At 72.5% G+C, this 18,684-nt stretch carries 16 protein-coding genes; 4 read left to right on the top strand and 12 right to left on the bottom strand.

Going from position 1 to position 18,684, the window contains the following annotated elements; genetic code table 11:
* Positions 1–17: 17 nt before the first annotated feature.
* From ABZ810_RS29520 to ABZ810_RS29495, 6 genes are all read right to left on the bottom strand, one after another.
* Complete coding sequence (locus ABZ810_RS29520) at positions 18–671, bottom strand: SDR family oxidoreductase (protein ID WP_358408891.1); 654 nt, start codon at positions 669–671, stop codon at positions 18–20.
* Positions 672–780: 109 nt separating this feature from the next.
* Positions 781–2,049, bottom strand: coding sequence for a DUF1996 domain-containing protein (locus ABZ810_RS29515; protein ID WP_358408889.1), 1,269 nt, complete (start codon positions 2,047–2,049; stop codon positions 781–783).
* 34 nt (positions 2,050–2,083) lie between these two features.
* Positions 2,084–2,713 (bottom strand): DUF4142 domain-containing protein, encoded by a 630-nt coding sequence (locus tag ABZ810_RS29510; RefSeq protein WP_358408888.1) that lies wholly within the window; start codon positions 2,711–2,713, stop codon positions 2,084–2,086.
* Between the two features lie 168 nt (positions 2,714–2,881).
* Entirely contained in the window at positions 2,882–4,396 is a 1,515-nt protein-coding gene (locus ABZ810_RS29505) for a ferredoxin (protein WP_358408886.1), read from the bottom strand.
* Positions 4,393–5,163, bottom strand: coding sequence for a hypothetical protein (locus ABZ810_RS29500; RefSeq protein ID WP_358408885.1), 771 nt, complete (start codon positions 5,161–5,163; stop codon positions 4,393–4,395). The genes ABZ810_RS29505 and ABZ810_RS29500 overlap by 4 nt, the downstream gene beginning before the upstream one ends.
* A complete protein-coding gene (locus ABZ810_RS29495; RefSeq protein WP_358408884.1) occupies positions 5,144–6,607 on the bottom strand; it encodes a hypothetical protein in 1,464 nt (487 codons plus the stop codon). Before ABZ810_RS29495 ends, ABZ810_RS29500 begins: the two co-directional genes overlap by 20 nt.
* A gap of 2,329 nt (positions 6,608–8,936) precedes the next feature.
* On the opposite strand from ABZ810_RS29495, the gene ABZ810_RS29490 reads away from it, so the two are divergent.
* Both ABZ810_RS29490 and ABZ810_RS29485 read left to right on the top strand, forming a co-directional pair.
* Complete coding sequence (locus ABZ810_RS29490; protein WP_358408883.1) at positions 8,937–9,311, top strand: hypothetical protein; 375 nt, start codon at positions 8,937–8,939, stop codon at positions 9,309–9,311.
* Positions 9,312–9,470: 159 nt separating this feature from the next.
* Entirely contained in the window at positions 9,471–10,448 is a 978-nt protein-coding gene (locus tag ABZ810_RS29485; protein WP_358408880.1) for a lytic polysaccharide monooxygenase, read from the top strand.
* 126 nt (positions 10,449–10,574) lie between these two features.
* Here ABZ810_RS29485 and ABZ810_RS29480 read toward each other — a convergent pair whose 3' ends face one another.
* The 5 genes from ABZ810_RS29480 to ABZ810_RS29460 all read right to left on the bottom strand — a co-directional run bounded on the left by ABZ810_RS29480 (position 10,575) and on the right by ABZ810_RS29460 (position 16,186).
* On the bottom strand, positions 10,575–11,702 hold the full coding sequence (locus ABZ810_RS29480; protein ID WP_358408878.1) for a glycosyltransferase family 4 protein: 1,128 nt from the start codon (positions 11,700–11,702) through the stop codon (positions 10,575–10,577).
* Positions 11,703–11,789: 87 nt separating this feature from the next.
* Entirely contained in the window at positions 11,790–13,463 is a 1,674-nt protein-coding gene (locus tag ABZ810_RS29475) for a ubiquinol-cytochrome c reductase cytochrome b subunit (RefSeq protein WP_358408876.1), read from the bottom strand.
* Positions 13,460–14,566: a Rieske 2Fe-2S domain-containing protein gene (locus tag ABZ810_RS29470; RefSeq protein ID WP_358408873.1), complete on the bottom strand. Its 1,107-nt coding sequence runs from the start codon at positions 14,564–14,566 to the stop codon at positions 13,460–13,462. The genes ABZ810_RS29475 and ABZ810_RS29470 overlap by 4 nt, the downstream gene beginning before the upstream one ends.
* Complete coding sequence (locus tag ABZ810_RS29465; RefSeq protein ID WP_358408872.1) at positions 14,563–15,480, bottom strand: cytochrome c; 918 nt, start codon at positions 15,478–15,480, stop codon at positions 14,563–14,565. The genes ABZ810_RS29470 and ABZ810_RS29465 overlap by 4 nt, the downstream gene beginning before the upstream one ends.
* A 52-nt stretch (positions 15,481–15,532) precedes the next feature.
* Positions 15,533–16,186 carry a heme-copper oxidase subunit III gene (locus ABZ810_RS29460; protein WP_358408871.1) on the bottom strand — a complete coding sequence of 218 codons (654 nt, stop codon included), beginning with the start codon at positions 16,184–16,186 and terminating at the stop codon, positions 15,533–15,535.
* A gap of 178 nt (positions 16,187–16,364) precedes the next feature.
* Between ABZ810_RS29460 and ABZ810_RS29455 the strand changes: the two genes are divergently transcribed.
* A complete protein-coding gene (locus ABZ810_RS29455; RefSeq protein WP_358408868.1) occupies positions 16,365–16,787 on the top strand; it encodes a hypothetical protein in 423 nt (140 codons plus the stop codon).
* A 68-nt stretch (positions 16,788–16,855) separates the two neighbouring features.
* On the top strand, positions 16,856–17,902 hold the full coding sequence (gene trpD, locus ABZ810_RS29450; RefSeq protein ID WP_358408865.1) for an anthranilate phosphoribosyltransferase: 1,047 nt from the start codon (positions 16,856–16,858) through the stop codon (positions 17,900–17,902).
* A gap of 150 nt (positions 17,903–18,052) precedes the next feature.
* Here the strand turns inward: trpD and ABZ810_RS29445 are convergent, their stop codons facing one another.
* Positions 18,053–18,355 (bottom strand): hypothetical protein, encoded by a 303-nt coding sequence (locus ABZ810_RS29445; RefSeq protein ID WP_358408863.1) that lies wholly within the window; start codon positions 18,353–18,355, stop codon positions 18,053–18,055.
* Positions 18,356–18,684 lie beyond the last annotated feature (329 nt).

Genomic DNA, 18,684 nt, shown 5'->3' with positions numbered 1-18,684 from the left:
GGCCGGCGCTCGGGCGTTCAGAGCGCGGCGACCGCGTCGGCGATCGGCTCGTCCCCGTTGATCAGTTCCAGGGTGCGGCGGCGGGCGCCGGGCGCGTCCAGCAGCGCCACGATGACGGCCGCCACGTCGTCGCGGGTCACCGGGCCGCGGCCGACCTCCGGCTCGGCCAGCGTCACCCGGCCGGTCCCCTCGTCGTCGGTGAGCGCGCCGGGCCGCAGGACGACCCAGTCGAGGTCGCGCGCCCGCAGGTCGTCCTCGGCCTCGCCCTTGGCCTTCACGTAGGCCGCCCAGACCTCGTCGGTGCCGGGGCGCGGCGGCTGCCCGGCCCCCATGGACGAGACCTGCACGAACGGGCGGACGCCCGCCCGTTCGGCGGCGCCGGCCAGCAGCACCGAGGCGCCACGGTCGACGGTGTCCTTGCGCGCGGCGCCGCTCCCAGGCCCCGCGCCCGCGGCGAAGACGACGGCGTCCGCGCCGGTCAGCTGGTCGGCGACCTCCTCGGCCCCCGCCTTCTCCAGGTCGAGCACGACCGGCCCGGCGCCGGTCGCGCGCACGTCATCGGCGTGGTCCGGATTGCGGATGAGGCTGAGTACGGTGTCCCCCCGAGCGGTGAGGAGCCGGGCCAGCCGCAACGCGATCTGCCCGTGCCCTCCCGCGATCACAACGTTCATGCGCCCGACGATACCGAGCCGGACGGAGCCGATACCGAGCCGGACGGTACGGAGCCCTCGCCGGCGGGGACTCCGGTCCGCCGGCGAGGGCTCCGCTGGTAGGGGACGGTCAGCAGTTGCGGCCGCCGTTGATGCAGCTCACCGCCTGCCGCATCAGCCGCTCGGGCATGAGGTTCTCGAAGTCGGCGTGGTCGGTCACCGGCTCGTGCCCCTGCTCGGGGAACGAGTCCACGGCGAAGGCCTGGGACTGGGCCGGCAGGTTGTACGAGAGGGTCATCCGCAGCTGCGGGACGGCCTGCGTGCCCTGCGGGCAGTTGCCCTGCTGGTCGGGGAAGACCACGTGGGTCCGGTGGTTGGCGCTGTCGGTGTTACGGCCGTCCCAGCAGCTCGCGAAGTCCAGCACCCGGGTCACCCGGCTGCCGCGCGGGCAGAGCGGGTACTTGTCGGTGAACGCGCGGTTCTGGAAGCCGGTGCAGGTCCACAGGGCCCTGGCGTTGGCGGTGCCGTTGGTGCTCGCCTTGGCGTCCCCGGTGATGATCCGCAGGAACCTCGGCATGGCGACCACCCTCGTCCGCGGGTTGCCGCGGAACTGCAGGCTCACCGAGGCGGGCGTGACGACGCGTCCGGTGTTGCCGTCGGCGGTGCTCTGCTGCGCCTGGTCGGAGTCGTCCTGCTGGGCGCGGATCCGCATCACCGGCCAGAAGAACACCGACTGGTCTCCGCGGGCGCACGTGGTGCCCGCGGCGGCGAGGCTCTCGTCGGTCGAGAAGCCGTCGGTGGACAGGTTGCCCACGTAGTCGTGGATGTGGTGCGCGCCGTTGGAGACGCCGGGCGCCACGATGTAGTTGTCGGGGTTGTGGTGCCCGTTCTCGTTGCGGCCACAGCGCGTGGTGAACGTGCCGCGCGAGGCGCCTCGGCCCTGCCGCACGCGGGGCGCCGGCGGTGCCTGCCTGATGTTGACGAAGTCGTCGGCGTCGGGGCCGGGCTCCACCACGTTCGCCGGCGGCGGGGCGCCCTGGTCGGGCGGGGCGCTCGGGTCGCCCTGATCTCCCTGGTCCCCGTCGTCCGGCGGGGCGCTCGGGTCGGCCGGAGCGCTCGGGTCGGCGCCTCCGCCGTCGGCGGGAGGAGCCGTCGCGCCGCCGTCACCGGGAGCGTTCGGGTCCGCCGGAGCGTTCGGGTCGGCCGGGGCGTTGGGATCGGCCGGGGCGTTCGGATCGGCCGAGGGCTGCCCGCCCTGATCGGGTGGATCGGTCGGATCGGCCGCCACCGCGGCGCCCGCCCGTGTTCCGGGAGCCGCCCCGGCCTGCGCGTCCGTCGCCGACGCCAGCATCACCAGAGCGGCCGGTATGACGAGGACGATGCCTTTCTTTCTGCCCATTCGAATCTCCTTGGAAGCTGGGTGCGATGACCCGTCAAGAAAGGGCCTCTTGAGTGGCCAGGCCGGTGCTCTCCAGCAATGTCATGTGCGTGTTGACGAAGCGGAGCGAACGTTCGGAGAACGCCCGGATCTCGGTGTTCTGGGTCTGCGCCCGCACCTTGGCGATGACGGCGAAGACCTTGCCGTGCGCGGCCCGGAGGCGGAGCACGAAGGTCCGGTCGTAGTCCTCCCCGAACTTGCCCGACATCTCCGCCAGCCAGCGTTTCTGGTCGGCGTTCGGCTCACTCGGCAGGATCACCCCGAGCCGGGCGGCGGTCGCGCGGGCGTCCTCATCGAGCTGCATGTGCTGCTCCATGATCATTTCGCCCACCTCCTTCACCCGGGCACTGGACGCCCGCTGCTGGGCCTGCTGGCCCGCGGGCACCTCCCAGAGACCGGCCCGCCGCACCGCGGCGAGCAGTTCCCGGTCTCCCTGGGACAGCCGTCCCCACCGGGTGTCGGTCACGCCGCCTCTCGTCTCGCCGTCCGCGGGCACGCTGGGCGGGCTGAGAACCACGACCAGCGCGGCCAGGACGGCGGCGGCCGCGGCCCCCACCAGGAACACCTGGCCACGTCCGAACCGCCGCATGGCGCGCTTTTCCGCGAGGCCGTACCGCTTACTCAAGGCGCCCCTGCCTCCTTTCGGGAATGCACCGTTCGACCCGGTGAGGGTCGTCAGGAGATACGCAGGCACCGGATCTCCGGTTCATCTTTCCTGCGCATTTTTCCGACAATTTTCGGCACCTTTCTCCGGGCATGCGAAAAGCATGTGTGCCGCCCCTTTCACGACCGTTCAGGAACGCCGTACGGGCGCTCCCGGCATGCTGCCCGTGACGCGCAGCGCGAGGGCCGGGCACATGGCGACCGCCCGCTGTACGTCGCGTTCCAGCCAGCTCGGCACGTCGGTGCCCAGGACCACCGGGAACCCGTACCGGTCCAGCTGGATCAGTTCCGGGACCAGGTAGGCGCACAGGCCGTGGCCGTCGCAGCGGCTCCAGTCGATCGCCACCCGCCCCTCGGCCCCGGTGGGTATCGGCAGCGGCAGCACCCCGAACACCGGCAGGCCGCACGAGCCGCCGTACCGGTGCATCTCGATGTCGGCACCGAACGCGTCGACCGCCGACAACACGAAGCGCGCCGTCCCGTCCGGGTGGGAACAGGCGCCGCGGCCCCGGCCGATGCCCGCCGCGCGCCGCACGTCCTCCACGCTGCCCGACCCGTCCGACAGCGCGGTGAGCGCCCGCACGACGTCGGGCAGGCCGAGCCGGCACGGCCCGCACTGCCCGGCCGACTGCGCGGCCAGGTAGGAGGCGATCCGGGTGACCTCGCCCAGCGGGCAGCTGCCCTGCCCGAGGGGCAGGATGATGCCCGCGCCGACCGTTCCGCCGACGGCGCGCATCCCCGACCGCGACAACACCGCCAGGGCGGCGCCGTTCGGGTCGAGCCAGCCGCCGTGGTACCCGCCGACCAGCACGCCCAGGTTCGGTGGCACGTCGCAGTGGTCGAGGACCTCCTGCAAGGGGGTGCCGTACGGCGCCTCGACGACGTGGGTGCCGCCCACGGTGAGCAGCGTGGTGCCCGGCTCCTCCTCCAGCCCGGCCGACGCGTACAGGTCGGGGCCGAGCGAGGTGAGCACCGCCAGCTGGGCGAACGTCTCGGTGTTGGACAGCAGGGTCGGGCAGCCGTCGACGCCGAACTCCGACGCCCGGACCTTCACCCCGGGCGGGATCGGCGTCTCGCCGTTGACCGCCCGGACCACCGCGCCGCTCTCGCCCGAGATGAACCGTTCGGCCAGCCGCACCACGCGGGCGGGCATGTGCCGCTCGGCGATGGCGGCCCGCACCGACCGGGCGGCCTCGTCGTCCTCGACCGCCACGATGATCCGCTGGGTGCCCAGCGCGGACGCCGCGATCACCGCGCCGTCCAGCACCAGGTGGGGCGCCCGGCTGAGGAGCACCTTGTCCTTGGAACTGCCCGGCTCGCCCTCGGCGCCGTTCACCACGATGACGGCGTCCTCGTGCGGGCGCCGCCGGTCGGCGCCCTCGCCCGGCAGCAGCTCGGCCACCTCGTCGTCGGGCGGCGTGATCTGCGCCGCGACCGCCATGACCTTGCGCGCGAACGGGAACCCGGCGCCGCCGCGGCCGCGCATGTCGACCTGCTCGCACATCTTGACCAGGTCGTCGAGCGCCGGCATGTAGAGCTTGCCGTGCACGGCGAGGTGCCGGTCGAGGTCGAGCCGTTCGAACCGGTCGAAACCCAGTGTCAGCCGTGGACCACCGATGTTGGTGACGGTGACGGTAGAGCTCATCCGAGCACCTCGGTCTCACGGGGGTCCGGCGCGGGGGCGGGCTCGGCGGCGGCGCGGCTCATGGAGCGGCCGGGGTCGCGTTCGCGGACGGCCTGCGCCAGCGGCATCCCGGCGTCCTCGCCGACGTGCCGGACGTCCCGCGGCTTGACCACGACGATCATCCGGGTGACCAGGCCGAGCGCCACCGCGCCCGCGCAGAGCACGTAGCTCAGCGTCACCCAGGCCGCCGCGGGCCGGCCCGCGGTCAGTCCGTGCAGGATCGCGACCGGCCAGCTCAGGTAGGCGATCGCGTGCATCGACCGCCACAACCAGGGCCGGGAGCCGAACGCGAACCGGCCGCGCAGCAGCCCGGTCAGCACCGTCACGATCATCAGGTCCAGCGCCACCGCGCCGAGGCCGACCGGGCCCGACGCGGGCACCACGATCTGGGCCGGCGCCGCGAGCCCGCCCAGCACCTTCACCAGGAAGTGCGCGACGAGGAACGTCACGGCGAGCATGGACGCGGCCCGGTGCAGGCCCTGCGCGAAGACACGGTGCCGGATGGCCAGGATGAGGCGGTCGGTGGCCAGCAGGCCGCTCACCACGGCGACGGTCATCGCCAGCAGGGCGAAGACGCCGGCGTAGAACGAGAGGAAACGCTGCACGTCGCCGGCCACGGCGGCGCCGGGCGGGGTCGCCGCGCCGACGAGGACCGCGATGGACGCGATGACCACGACGCGCAGCGTCCAGTTCGGCAGCGCCGGCTCGTCACTGCTCTGTGTCCGCACTGTTCGTATTCCCCTTCTGCTCGTCAGCCGCCGGCGGAGTGCCGGGGCTGGTGCCGGGCTTCGGCTTGGGATCGCCCGCGCCCGGCGGCTCCGTCGGCGGCACCGGCCCGAGATTGGCCAGCAGCCCGCCGGGGAGCACTTGGAGAAGACCTCGTTCGGCGTACCCGAGGAGGGGCTGCGCCCGCTCCCGGAAGATCCAGCCGCCGAGCTGCGCACCGTCCAGCGGGACGGTGTCGGTGGCCCGGCGCAGGGCGAACTGCACCTCGTCGCGGGGCGACGCCGCGCCGCCGCACGGCGCGTCGGTACCGGTCCGGCCGAGCGCGTCGCCCTGCTTGACCACGCTGCCGTCGCGAATCCGCGCGACGTCGCGCATGCGGTAGTAGCCGGTGGCCAGCCCGCTCGGGTGGATGACCAGCACGAAGCCGCGGTCGCCCTGGGCGCAGAAGCGGTAGAACCGCCCGTCGCCGGCGGACACGACCCGCCCGTCCCCGCCCCAGAAGGCCAGGGCGCCCAGCGGGCGCGCACCCGCCGACGCGCGGTCGCCGGTGCCCAGCGTCCAGGCGCCGCCGACCTTCCACGGCAACATCAGCCCGTCGCCGACCCGGCTGCCGTTGGTGGCCGCCGCGGCCTGCCCGGCCGTCGCGGAGTTGTAACGGCTCAGCAGCCGCGCCTCGCTGACCGACATCACCGCGGCAGGCATGCGGCCGACCAGCCCGGCGAACGCCGTCGTGCCGGACAGGGCGGGCTGCCACTTCCCCGCCGACCAGTGCGCCGCGAACAGCGACACCTGGGGCATGGCCGACCGCCCGCTCGGCACCGGTAGCGCTGTAGTGCCGAACACCCAGGTCCGGTCGCGGCTCGTGCGGCTCACGCCGACCATCGGCGGGCGGTCGAGTTCGGTTCCGTACTCCTGCCGGGCCGCGGGCCCGCGCTGGGCCAGCGTGAGATCACGGACCTGCGAGGTCAGCGCCTGGAGGTCGGGCGCCGCCACGGGGGTCGTCGGCTGGCGTCCGGTCTGCCGCTTCTGCGGGTCGCGGTCGGGCACGCCGGCCTTGGCGTCCGGCTTGTCCAGGGGCCGTTCCGCCCCCGCGGGCCCGGGGTCGCCGATCGGCCCGCCCTCGAGCACGCTGCGCTCCACGATCGCGAGCATCGCGAGGCCGGTCGCGATGGAGAAGATGATCGCCCCGGTGTTCAGCCGGTCGGTGCCGAACGAGCGCCGCGCCTTCGGCGCGGGCCCCGTCCGCCGCGGCCGGCCCACCGGCTCCCGCCCGGCGCCCCGGCGCCGTTCGGGCCCGCCCCGGCCGCCGCCGGGTCCGGTCTGCTGCCGGCGCCCGGGCTTGCGGTCGGGGCCGCCACGTCCGCGTTCGGGCGCGGGACGGCCACGCTGAGGCGGGCTCGGGCGGCGTTCGGCCGCGGCCCGCCCGCCTTGGGGCGAGCTCTGCACACGTTCCTGAACGGGTCGCGGCCGCTCGCTCTCGGGGGCACCCTGCCCACGCCCGCTGGCGGGCACGGCCGTTCCGGCTCCGGTACCGCCACCGCTCCCGGCGCGCTTGGGCTTGGGGACTCCCTGCCCGCGCTCGTGGACCGGCCACCCCCGCTCACCCGCCAGCGCGCTGGTCCCCTGGTCGAAGGCACGCCCGGTCGCGGGCGCGCCGCGACCGGGCCCGGCCGCGCCCCTGCCACGTCCAGGCGCACCTTGCGGCGCACCCTGCCGAGGCCCGGACCGCTCTGTGTGCGGAACCCCCGCGGCGGGGCGTTCACGCTGTGGAGCGCCCTGTCCCGGCGCGGACCGCTCGCCTTGAGGAGCGCCCTGTCCCGGCGCGGGGCGTCCGCCTTGAGGAACGCCCTGCCCTGGAGCAGGTCGCCCGCCTGGGGCGCCACCCCGCCCGGGCACGGGACGCCCGCCTTGCGGAAGACCCTGCCCGGGCGCGGAACGCCAGGCCTGCGGAACGCTCTGCGCGGGCGCGGTACGGCCACCGTGCGCGGGAAAGGCCCGCCCACCCTGGGCCGCGCCCTGCGCCGGCGCGGGGGATCCCACCCGGAACCATTCCTGTCCGGGAACAGAACTCTCGTCCTGCGGAACACCCTGTGCGGGCGCGGGAACCCCGGCGCGCGAGGCATCATGCCCCCGCGCGGGACGGCCGCCCTGGGGCGCGCCCTGCCCGGACGCGGGGACCCCGGTCCGGGAGGCGTCCTGCGCGGGCGTGGTGCGCCTGCGCTGGGGAAGGCCCTGCGCCGGTGCCGGGCGCCCGGTACGGGGCGCGTCCTGCCCGGGCGCGGGGCGCTCGCTCCGGGAGGAGTCCTGCCCACGCTCGGGTGCGGGCGTGCCGCGGCCGGACCGGCCGCGTTCGGGGGTGCCTTCCTGAGCCGCACGGCGGCCACGGGACTGGGCCGCGCGGCGGCCTCGCCGGCCGGCCGCGGGCGCGGCCTGCCGGTCCATCTCGGGCATCGCCCGACGCCAGGCGGGTGCGGTGGCCCAGTCAGTGGCCGCTCGCACCTCAGGCCGTGGGGATGCCTGTCGCGCCTGCTCCGCCGTCTCCTGCGGCACCTCGTACCGCTGGTATGGCGCGACCTCGGTGGCCGCCTGCCTCTGGGCATCCTGCCGCTGGGCATCAGGCGGCTGCGAGTTCGGCGCCTGCTTGCGCCGGCGGGCACGTTTGTCACGCGCCTTCGACCGTCGCCGAGACTCCCACTCCAGTTCGGGACGTTCCCAGGGAAGGGGACGATCCCAATTGTCGCGCTGCGCCATGCCCCTCTCCCGTGGAGGAGGCGGAGGTACGGCGAACGCCGGTGTTCCGTTGTGCGTCCCGGGTCCGCTCCACCCAGGGCGCGCTCTGACTTCCTGTGGGTCGTGGACGCCGGTTTCGAAGCCCGCTCCGCTTCAGCGGCGCCCATCGACTTCACCGGAGCATACGCCCCACGGGCCACTTTGATGAGAGTTGGCGCCAAATATCCCTCAGGCCAGGCATTTTCCGATGGTCCAGTGGGCTCGCTGAACGGTACGCGCGGACGCGGCGGGGTGTTCACCGTTCGCCGGCGAAGTTCGTCGGCGAAGGTCCTTCAGGAAGCGCGCGGCGAGCGGAACGGCGGTCCGGGGACCCGAGCCGCCCTCCCCGATCGGGCTCCCGGAGGCGCCCGATCTCGACACTGATCAGAACAGCTTCCGCCGGCAACGAGATGGAGTCCTGATGCTCATGTTCCGGTTGAGACGTCCCTTGGGGGATGCCGGAGATGTCCGACTTAGCCCTACCTCAGACCCCCCTTAAGAGCGCCCTAACAGGGGCGACAGACGGCTCGCGGCGACCTAGCTTCGGAGGTGTCAGAAGGCCGGTGACCAGACCGGAGGAGGTGCCCCGAGATGAGCGACGACAGAGCCGGGGCGGCCCACCCTCCCCGGTGCGTCCCGGCCTCGGGCCGGGGTCGTGCCCGGCATCCCGTCCACGCTTCTCAGATCCTCCCGGCGCCGGCCTCCCTGCACGGCACGCCCACCTCCAGGTTCTCCCCCAACTCAGGGCGTCCCGGGCCGGCTCGGCAAGGATCGGCACCCCACCTCGACAGGGGCCCGCGTGGAAATCGGTCTCCGGGACGGGCACGACCCCCTCTACACGTGAGGTGAGCTCCCCGCCGTCGGCGCGGCGGACGGGGCGCTCATCTCGCTTGGCTCCCAGCCGGGTCCCCGGGCTGATCCCCCAGCGATCCCCGAGGCGAATCCCCAGGCGCGACTGAGTATCCGTACTCATGGCGGCGGCCGCCCGCCGCGAGATCCTCGGTGCATGACGACAACGCACCGCATCGAGCCCGGAGCCGGACGGACAATGCGCCGCGCCGCCGGCATCGGGGCCGTGATCGGTCTGGCCGCCTGCGCCCCCGTCCTGATGACGACCGTCGGCCCCCAGGTGCTGGCGGCGTTGCGGCCCGGCGGCCTCATCGGCCCGCACCTGCTGACCGGGCTGCGGCCGGGCGGCACTCTGGCGGGCCTGCGTTCGGGCGGCGGCACGCTGAACGGCATCCGCGCCACCACCGCGTCGCTGACCGGGCTCAAGCCGCTCTCGATGCCGATCCCCGTCGGACCGGCCGACCGGGCGCGGGTCACGCTCCTCCGTGCGGCCTGCCGGCGGCGCCTGGAGGACCTCCGTCCGAGCCGGTGACCCCGCGACCGACCGGCGACCCACCGGCGCCGGCGCCGGCGGGTTCAGCCAAGATCCTTACTGGCCACTCAGGTGATCCTTAAAGGACCCATAAGCCCAGCCGAAACCCGCGGCACCGCCCCTAACCTGCTCAGGACCTCACCCCGCAGGAGGATCTTGATGCGTGCACGACGTGCCGCGGTGGCTCTGACCTTCGCCTCCGTGCCGGTCGCCGTGATCGGCCTGGCCGCCGCCCCGGCGTCGTCCCATGGCACGATGCAGACGCCGATCAGCCGGGCCCTCACCTGCTATCAGGAGAACCCGGAATCCCCCAGATCGGCGGCCTGCAAGGCCGCGGTCGCCGCCGGCGGCCCCCAGGCCTTCTACGACTGGAACGGCATCAGGATCGGCGACGCCGGTGGACGGCACCGGCAGCGCATCCCGGACGGCAGGTTGTGCAGCGCGGGCAACGCCGCGTTCAAGGGCCTCGATCTGGCCCGCGCGGACTGGCCCGCCACCAGGCTGACCTCAGGCGCCTCCTACACGTTCCGTTTCAAGGCGACCGCCCGGCACCGCGGCGGGTTCCAGCTGTACATCACCAGGAACGGCTACAACCCGGCCAAGCCGCTCAGGTGGTCCGACCTGGAGCGCGCGCCGTTCCTGAGCAAGGCCGATCCGGCCGTGCGGAACGGCGCGTACACCCTCCCCGGCAGGCTGCCCGCGGGAAAGACCGGGCGCCACCTGATCTACGGGATCTGGCAGCGCAGCGACAGTCCCGAGGCGTTCTACTCGTGCTCGGACGTGATCTTCGGCAAGGGCGGCTCAAGCGGCGGCGCGGTCACCACCGGCGCCGGCACGGGCGCAGGCACCACGCCGAGCAAGCCGCCCACGCCCGCGCCGCCCGGACCGTCCAAGCCCGCCGCCGGCTCCCCGCCCACCACCGCGGCGAGCGGCCACCACCACGGCGCGGTCGACCTCCGCGCCCGTCCCGCCTCGGGCGGCACGCCCGCCGAGGGGACGGCGACCGGAACCGCGCTCATCGCCGGCGCGGCCGGCCTGACGCTCGGCGGCATCGGCGGCCTCCTGCTGACCGGCCGCCGCCGTCGCACCGGCACGGACACCGGCACGGACACCGGCACCGGCCGCCACGAGGCCTGACCCCCTAAGAACCAGCCAGGCGGCCCTGCTCCCGCTCGACGGGCCGCCCTCCCCTGCCGAGTGCCGGCCGTCCCCGCCCGGACGGCCGGCACTCGCCCCTTCGCCCGAGGTGCCGTCGATCCGGCGTCAGGCGGTGAGCAGCGCGTCGAGGCGGGCGGCCTGGATCTCCCAGCGCCACTCGCGCTCGATCCAGGCGCGGCCCTGCTCGCCCATCTTGCGGGCCCGTTCCGGGTCCATCAGGAGGTCGACGAGGGACTCGGCGAGCCGCCGGACGGACCGGCCGGGCACGACGATCCCCGTCTCGCCCGCCAGGACGGCGTCAGGAGCTCCCCCGGAGTCACCGGCGACCACCGGCAGCCCGGTGGCGGACGCCTCCAGGTAGACGATCCCCAGGCCCTCCACGTCCAGCCCGTGGTTGCGCGTCCGGCACGGCATCGCGAACACGTCGCCCGCGTCATAGTGAGCGGGCAGCTCCTCCCAGGGGACGCTGCCCGTGAAGGTCACCGACCGGGTGACGTCCAGGGACGCGGCCAGCTTCTCCAGGTCGGCGCGGTAGGGGCCGCCGCCGACCAGCAGCAGCGCCGCCTCCGGCACCCTCCGCAGCACGTGCGGCCAGGCGTGCAGGAGGGCGTCCTGCCCCTTGCGCGGAACCAGCCGGGACACGCAGACGACCACCGGACGCCCCGTGAGCCCGAGGCGCTCGCGGACGCCCGCGCCTCCCGCCCCGCGGAAGTAGACGTTCTCGTCGACGCCCGGCGCCAGCCGCGCCATCGCCGCCGCGGCCGCCGGTGACAGGGCCCGCGCCATCCGCGACCGGGTGTACTCCCCCAGATAGGTGAGCACGTCCACGCCGTCACCGATCCGGCGCAGCAGGCGGCGCGCCCCGGGCAGGGACGCCCAGCCCGCCTCGTGCCCGTGGGTGATCCCGACGAAGCGCTCCGCCCCGTACCGCCGCAGGCGCGTGGCCAGCAGCCCGAGCGGGGCCGAGGCGCCGAACAACACCGAGTCGCAGCCCTCGGAACGGATGATCTCCCCCGCCCGCCGCGCCACCGACGGCGTCGGCAACATCAGCGACGTGGGGTGCCGGACGACCGGGTACGGCTGCCCTGCGTCGAACTCGGCCGCGCCCTTCCAGGCCGGCGCGTACACCACGACCGAGCCGGGCGGCCGCCGCAGGACCAGCCCCTGGACGAACGTCTGGATGCCGCCGGGCCGCGGCGGGAAATCGTTGGTCACGACAAGGGTCTTGGTCATCTCCGGTCCCAGCATACGGAGGGCATGAACGAAGCCCGTCACCGGTACCGGTGACGGGCTTCGTCCGTGGTGAACGGCAGGCCGCCGCTAGCGGCTCAGCTCCTTGTCGCTCTTGCCGGACTCGACCGCGTGCTCGTCGTGCCCGTGGCCGTTGTGCCCGTTGTGGCCGTTCTCCTCGACCGGGATGTCGTCGAAGGTCCAGGCGCGCTGCAACCTCGACCGCAGCAGCCCCAGCGGGCCCTTGGTGCCCGGGGCGGGGACGCCGTTGGAGTCGAGCGCGGGCGCCTCCGGCTTGGCGTTCTCCTTGCTGAGGATGACGGTGCGCTCCTCCTCGCGGGCGGGCTCGTGCCGCTCGCTGAACTCGCCGTCGGGCGAGGCGAGGATGATGCCGCTCTCCACGCCGTGCGCGATGGTGTCGGCGTCCTTGCGCTGCAACCCCAGGCAGATGCGCTTGGTGATGACGTACGCCAGGACCGGGCCGACGAAGATCGCCACCCGGAAGAACCAGGTCGTCGCGAACAGCGAGACGTGGAACTTCTCGGCGATGACGTCGTTCGCGCCGGCCAGCCACAGGATGCCGTAGAACGCCACCGCGGCCATGCCCACGCCGGTGCGGACCGGGGCGTTGCGCGGCCGGTCGTTGACGTGGTGGCTGCGCTTGTCGCCGGTCACCCAGGCCTCGAGGAACGGCCAGACCGCGGCACCGGTGAAGATGATGCCGAGCGGGCCGAGCGCCGGGATCAGCACGTTCCAGCTGATCGTGTGGCCGAAGGCGGTGGTCTCCCAGCCCGGCATGAGCCGCAGCGAGCCTTCGAGGATGCCCATGTAGAAGTCGGGCTGCGACGCCGACGAGATCGCGCCGGGGTCGTAGGGGCCGAACATCCAGATCGGGTTGATCTGGGCGAACGCCCCCATCAGCGCCACCACACCGAACGTGAACAGGAAGTAGGCGCCCGTCTTGGCCATGAAGACCGGGTAGAACGGGTAGCCGTACACCTGCTCCTCGGTCTGGTTCTTGACCGGCATCGCGGTGTGCTTCTGGTGCCACATGATCATCAGGTGCGCGGTGATCAGGGCAAGGAAGATGCCCGGGATCAGCAGGATGTGCAGCGTGAAGAGGCGCGGGATCAGCTCGCCGTGCAGGCCCTCGGGGAACTCGCCCCCGAACAGGAACATGTACCCGTACGTGCCGACCACCGGGATCGACTCGAGCACGCCCTGGGTGATCCGCAGCCCCGTGCCGGACAGCAGGTCGTCCGGCAGCGAGTAGCCGAACAGGCCCTCGAGCATGCCCAGCGTGAACATCACGATGCCGATGAGCCAGTTGATCTCACGCGGCTTGCGGTAGGCGCCGGTGAAGAACACCCGCAACATGTGCGCCATGATCGACGCCATGAACAGGATGGCGGCCCAGTGGTGGATCTGCCGCATGAGCAGGCCGCCGCGCACGTCGAACGAGATGTGCAGCGCCGAGGCGTAGGCCTCGGACATCTTCACCCCGTGCAGCGGCGCGTACGAGCCCTCGTAGACCGTCTCCTGCATGCTCGGCTGGAACCAGAGCGTCAGGAAGGTGCCGGTCAGCAGCAGGATGATGAACGAGTAGAGCGCGATCTCGCCCAGCATGAACGACCAGTGGTCCGGAAAGACCTTCTTCACGTTCCGCTTGAAGAAGGTGGTGGAGCCCAGCCGTTCGTCGATGAAGGTCAGCGGAGCCTCGACGGCCTTCGGCGCCGACTGGTTCGCGGCCGTTGCCTCGCTCATCCGCGCTCCCAGAAGCTCGGGCCGATCGGCTCGGGATAGTCGGACGTGGCTACGAGGTAGCCGTCCTCCACGGCGAGCGGCAGCTGCGGCAGCGGACGCGCCGCCGGTCCGAAGATGACCTTCGCCGCGTCGGTCGCGTCGAAGGTCGACTGGTGGCACGGGCAGAGGATGTGGTGCGTGGTCTGCTCGTACAGGGCCGCGGGGCAGCCGACGTGCGTGCAGATCTTGGAGTACGCGACGATCCCGTTGACGTGCCAGTTCTCACGTCCCTTGGCCGGCTTGAACTGGTCGGCCGGAACGTTGATCAGGATGGTCACCGACTTGGCGATCTCGTTGAGCGCGTGGTGGCTCTCCTCGACGCCCTCCGGCAGCACCGTGATCATGCCGCCGGGGCTGGAGAAGTCGCTCACCTTCAGCGGCTTGTTGGTGCCGTCGACGACCAGGCGCACGCCCTTCTTGCCCTCGGCCTGCGCCTTCTTGACGGCCTCGCCCCAGAACGTGTGGCGCAGCCGCTTCTCCGGCAGCGGGCCGAGGTCGCGCAGCAGCACCAGCGGGGCCAGGCCCAGCGGGGCGGCGGCCAGCAGCAGCGTGCGGCGCAGCAGCGGCCGCTTGGTGATGGCGCTGTCCTCGGCGCCGTCCAGGAACTCCTGGGTGAACGCCGCCCGCGTCTCGGTGTCGGACTTGAGCTCGTGCCGCTCCTGGATGATCGGCGCGCTGGTCATCAGCCGCCGCACCCAGATGGTGACGCCGATGGCCATCGCCAGGAACGACACCGCCATCGTGCCGCCGAGCCAGAAGTTGGACTCGCGCGCGCGGAAGATGCCGTGCATCCCGCCGTCGCGGCCGCTCCAGCCGATGTAGTACGCGATGAACGCGACGCTCGCCGCGAACGCGAGAAGGAAGAAGAGCGCGACGATCCGCTCGGCCCTCTTGGCCGACTTCTCGTCGAGCTCCAGCGTCTCGCGCGCGGGCGCGGCCGGCGGCTCGTCCACGGTCAGCAGCTGCTTCTCGGCGGCGGGAGCCGGCGTGCCGACCACACGTTCTGGCCGGCCGCCGTCCTCCTGCGGCTCGTGGGCGCCGCCCGGTTCCTTGTTGTCGCTCATGACTTCTTCAGCTTCTTCGGCTTCTTGGCGGTGATCCACATCGCCGCCAGGACCAGCATGCCAATACCGATCAGCCACCCGGCCAGGCCCTCCGACACCGGGCCGATGCGGCCGAGGCCGTTACCGCCCGGGTTGGGCTCCTCACGCGACTGGACGATGTAGGCGATGATCGCCTGCTTGTCCTTCTCGGTGAGCGTGGTGTCGTTGAAGACCGGCATCGCCTGCGGGCCCGTGAGCATGGCCTCGTAGATCTGGGTGGGCGTGACGTCGTCGCCGCTCAGCGGCGGGGCGTACTTGCCACCGGTCAGGGCGCCGCCCTGGCCGGTGAAGTTGTGGCACTGCGCGCAGTTGGTGCGGAACAGCTTGCCGCCCAGCGCGGCGTCGCCCTTGTGCGGGTCGCCGACCTGCTCCTTGGTCGGCACCGGCGGACCGCCGCCCAGCGACTGGATGTAGGCGCGCAGGTCCTCGAGGTTCTTCTCGGCCTGGGCCTTCTGCTTCTCGGCCGCCGCGCGCTGCTTCTCGTCGTGGTAGTCCGTCTTGATCGTGGTGTCGAAGTCGGGGATCGGCTTCTTGCGCGGCATCTGCGCGCCAGGGTTCATCGCGGGCATGCGGCCCGTGGCGACCTGGAAGTCGACCGATGCTGCGCCCACGCCCAGCAGGCTCGGGGCGAGCGGATTGCCCTTGGCGTCCTTGGTGCCCTCGGCGTTCAGACCGTGGCAACTGGCGCAGTTCTTGTTGAACAGCTGCTGGCCGTTCTTCAGATCGGCGGCCGCCTGGGTGGTCTGGTTCGTCGCCTCGGCACGGTCAGTCTGCGGTGAGAAGCCGGTGAGAACGCCGGCGATCGCCGCCAGGGCCGCCAGCACGACGGCGTAGCCCGCCCAGGGGCGCCGTCGCCATGCGGTGAACCTTTTCACGGATTTCCCCGTTCGGGTCATGTCGTCGGTTGAGGTCAAGCTGGTCGGCTGGTCAGAGGTCGAGAAGGTAGATCGTGGCGAAGAGCCCGATCCACACCACGTCGACGAAGTGCCAGTAGTACGAAACGACGATCGCGCTCGTCGCCTGCTCATGGGTCCACCGCTTCGCGGCGTACGTGCGTCCCAGTACGAAGAGGAACGCGACAAGGCCACCTGTGACGTGGAGGCCGTGGAAGCCGGTGGTCAGGTAGAACACCGAGCCGTACGCCGAGGACGACAGCGTGAGGCCGTCGTGCGTGACGAGCTGGTAGTACTCGTAGGCCTGACCGGCGACGAAGTAGGCGCCCATCAGGAACGAGAGCACGTACCACTCGCGCAGGCCCCACCGGGTGAAGTTGAGCAGGCCGCCGTCACGGCCGACCTTGCCGGCCTCGGCCTTGAACACGCCCATCTGGCAGGTCACGGAGGACAGCACCAGGATGGTGGTGTTGAAGGCGGACAGCGGCAGGTCGAGCTCGGCGCCGGGCCACTCGCCACCCTGACCGATGGTCACGGAGCGGATCGTGAAGTACATCGCGAACAACGCCGCGAAGAACATGAGCTCAGACGACAACCAGACGATCGTCCCCACGCTGACCAGATTGGGTCGATTCGCCCGAGCGTGGGGTGTTGTCTCTATCGCGGATGCTGTTGCCACGGGCAGCATTATTACGTGACCCGTTCCATCACCGACGCATGACCCCCCTTCAGGAGTTCCCGAGCGTGTCACGGCAGCTCGCGGAAATGCCTTCCGAGACGCCCGAAAAGCCCGCGTGACAAGGGATTCCGGCTCTGGCGAGCCCGGATCTCGTGCGCGCGGGGCCGAACCGGTAGCCTTCTCTGCCATGAGCACCGCCTCGGAGAGCCCGATGAAGGTTCTCGTCTACAGCGACGACGCCAACACCCGCGCCCAGATCCGTCTGGCGCTCGGCCGCCGCCCGGCCGCCGACCTCCCGTTGATCGAGTACGTCGAGGTCGCGACCCAGCCCGCCGTGGTGGCGCGGCTCGACGAGGGCGACATCGACGTGGCGATCGTGGACGCGGAGGCGCAGCCTGCGGGCGGGCTCGGGGTCTGCCGCCAGGCCAAGGACGAGGTGTACGACTGCCCGCCGGTGCTCGCGATCATCGCGCGGCGCGACGACGGCTGGCTGGCGACGTGGTCGCGCGCCGACGCCGTGGTGAGCCTGCCGCTCGACCCGATGGCCCTGGCCAACTCCGTCGCCGACCTCATGCGCTGGCGCGCGGGCAACCGCCTCCCGGCTCTCTAAGGACCTTTCGCCCGGGGGTGCGCCCCCGCGCATCCCCCGCACTCTCGATCCCGATCACTGGGGGAAGCATGGACGCGCGTACGACCTGGCCGGCACTGCTCAACGCCCTCCTCGACGGCGAGTCGCTGTCGAGCGCCGAGACCACCTGGGCGATGAACCAGATCATGGCCGGGGAGGCCACCGACGCGCAGATCGCCGGTTTCGCGGTCGCCATGCGCGCCAAGGGCGAGACCGTCGCCGAGGTCGCCGGCCTCGCCGAGGGCATGTACGCCAACGCCACCCCCATCCAGGTCCCCGGCCAGATCGCCGACCTGGTCGGCACCGGCGGCGACCGTGCCCACACGGTCAACATCTCCACCATGGCCGCCGTCGTCGCGGCCGCCGCCGGCATCAAGGTCGTCAAGCACGGCAACCGCGCCGCGTCCTCCTCCTGCGGAGCCGCCGACCTCCTGGAGGGCCTCGGCGTCGCCATCGACCTGCCCCCCGAGCGCACCGCCCAGGTCGTCGAAGAGGTCGGCATCACCTTCTGCTTCGCCCCCCTCTACCACCCCGCCCTCAAGTACGCGGCCAAGACCCGCCGCGAGCTGGGCACCCCCACCGTCTTCAACTTCCTGGGCCCGCTGACCAACCCCGCCAGGCCCAAGGCCCAGGCCGTCGGCGTCTTCCACCCCCGCATGGCCGGGATCGTCGCGGGCGTCTTCGCCGAACGCGGCTGCTCGTCCCTGGTCTTCCGCGGCGACGACGGCCTCGACGAGCTCACCACCACCGGCACCTCCACGGTCTGGGCCGTCCGTGAGGGCACCTCCACCGAGACCACGTTCAACCCCGCCGACCTGGGCATCCCGCCCGCGAAACCCGAGGACCTCCGAGGCGCCGACGCCGCCTTCAACGGCCGCGTCGCCCGCGAGACCTTCGCCGGCGCCCCCGGCGCCGTCCGCGACATGGTCCGCCTCAACGCCGCGGCCCTCATCGTCGCCGCCGAGGGCACTCCCCCGGCCGACCGCCTCACCGAAACCCTCGCCGCCGCCTACGACCGCACCGCCGAAGTGATCGACTCAGGCGCCACGTCCGCCCTCCTCGACCGCTGGATCCAAACCTCCCAGTCCCTCAAGTAACCCCGGGAGCCGGGAGCAGCCCTCCAGGCCCCCTCACCCCCTCCAGCGACACAAGACGCCGGGCCGGAGGCCCCGGCCCGGCGTCCACACCCAGCCCGGACTCCGGGGCCGTCGCAGCCGAGATCATCAGATCGACATCTGGCGACCCGCTCAACCACGCTGACGTTCGCCCCGCCCCACCACGATGCCGCCGCCCTCCCCCACCGGCAGGCCGCAGGCCCGGCCAGGCCGGATCAGCTCCTCGACCGGGCTCGGCAGGAGCCTCTCGAAGTCGATCGGCTCCGCCCAGGCCGGCGTCACGACGATCCGCACCATGCCGTCGCAGAGCGAGCGGACCCCGGCCTCCCACTCGACCCGCTGCTCGGCCGTCATCGTGTAACCGCCGTTCAGTTGGCGGTCCTCCTCCGGGACGCCGTCGACGACGTCCAGCTCCGCCTGCCGGCAGATCAGCACGGGCTTCGGCGGGTTGCACCCCGCTTTCGCTCGTCAGGGCCACCGCCGAGTTGAGCCGCAGGGACCGGAGCTCGGGCACGTCCATCGACGTGCACATGACGATCTCCGAGCCGTTCCAGCTGAACCCGATCGTGATGTTCCGCAACGTGCCGTGTCCTTGGCGACGTAGGCCGGCCGGACCAGACCGCGAGCCCGAAACTCCTGGCTGATCGGGCACTTGAGTGCCTCGGCAATCTTGTTCGGCTCCATGGTCAGCGCCCCCTTGACGGCTCAGGACCCGCCCCATCCCGTTTTCAGGGCCAGCCTCTCCCCTCGGGCGCCGTTGGAGG

Origin of the sequence: Spirillospora sp. NPDC047279 (genome assembly GCF_040643285.1) — a bacterium.
GTDB lineage: Bacteria > Actinomycetota > Actinomycetes > Streptosporangiales > Streptosporangiaceae > Spirillospora.
The sequence above is the reverse complement of the archived record's forward strand: the minus strand, read 5'-3'. Positions and strand labels throughout refer to the sequence as shown.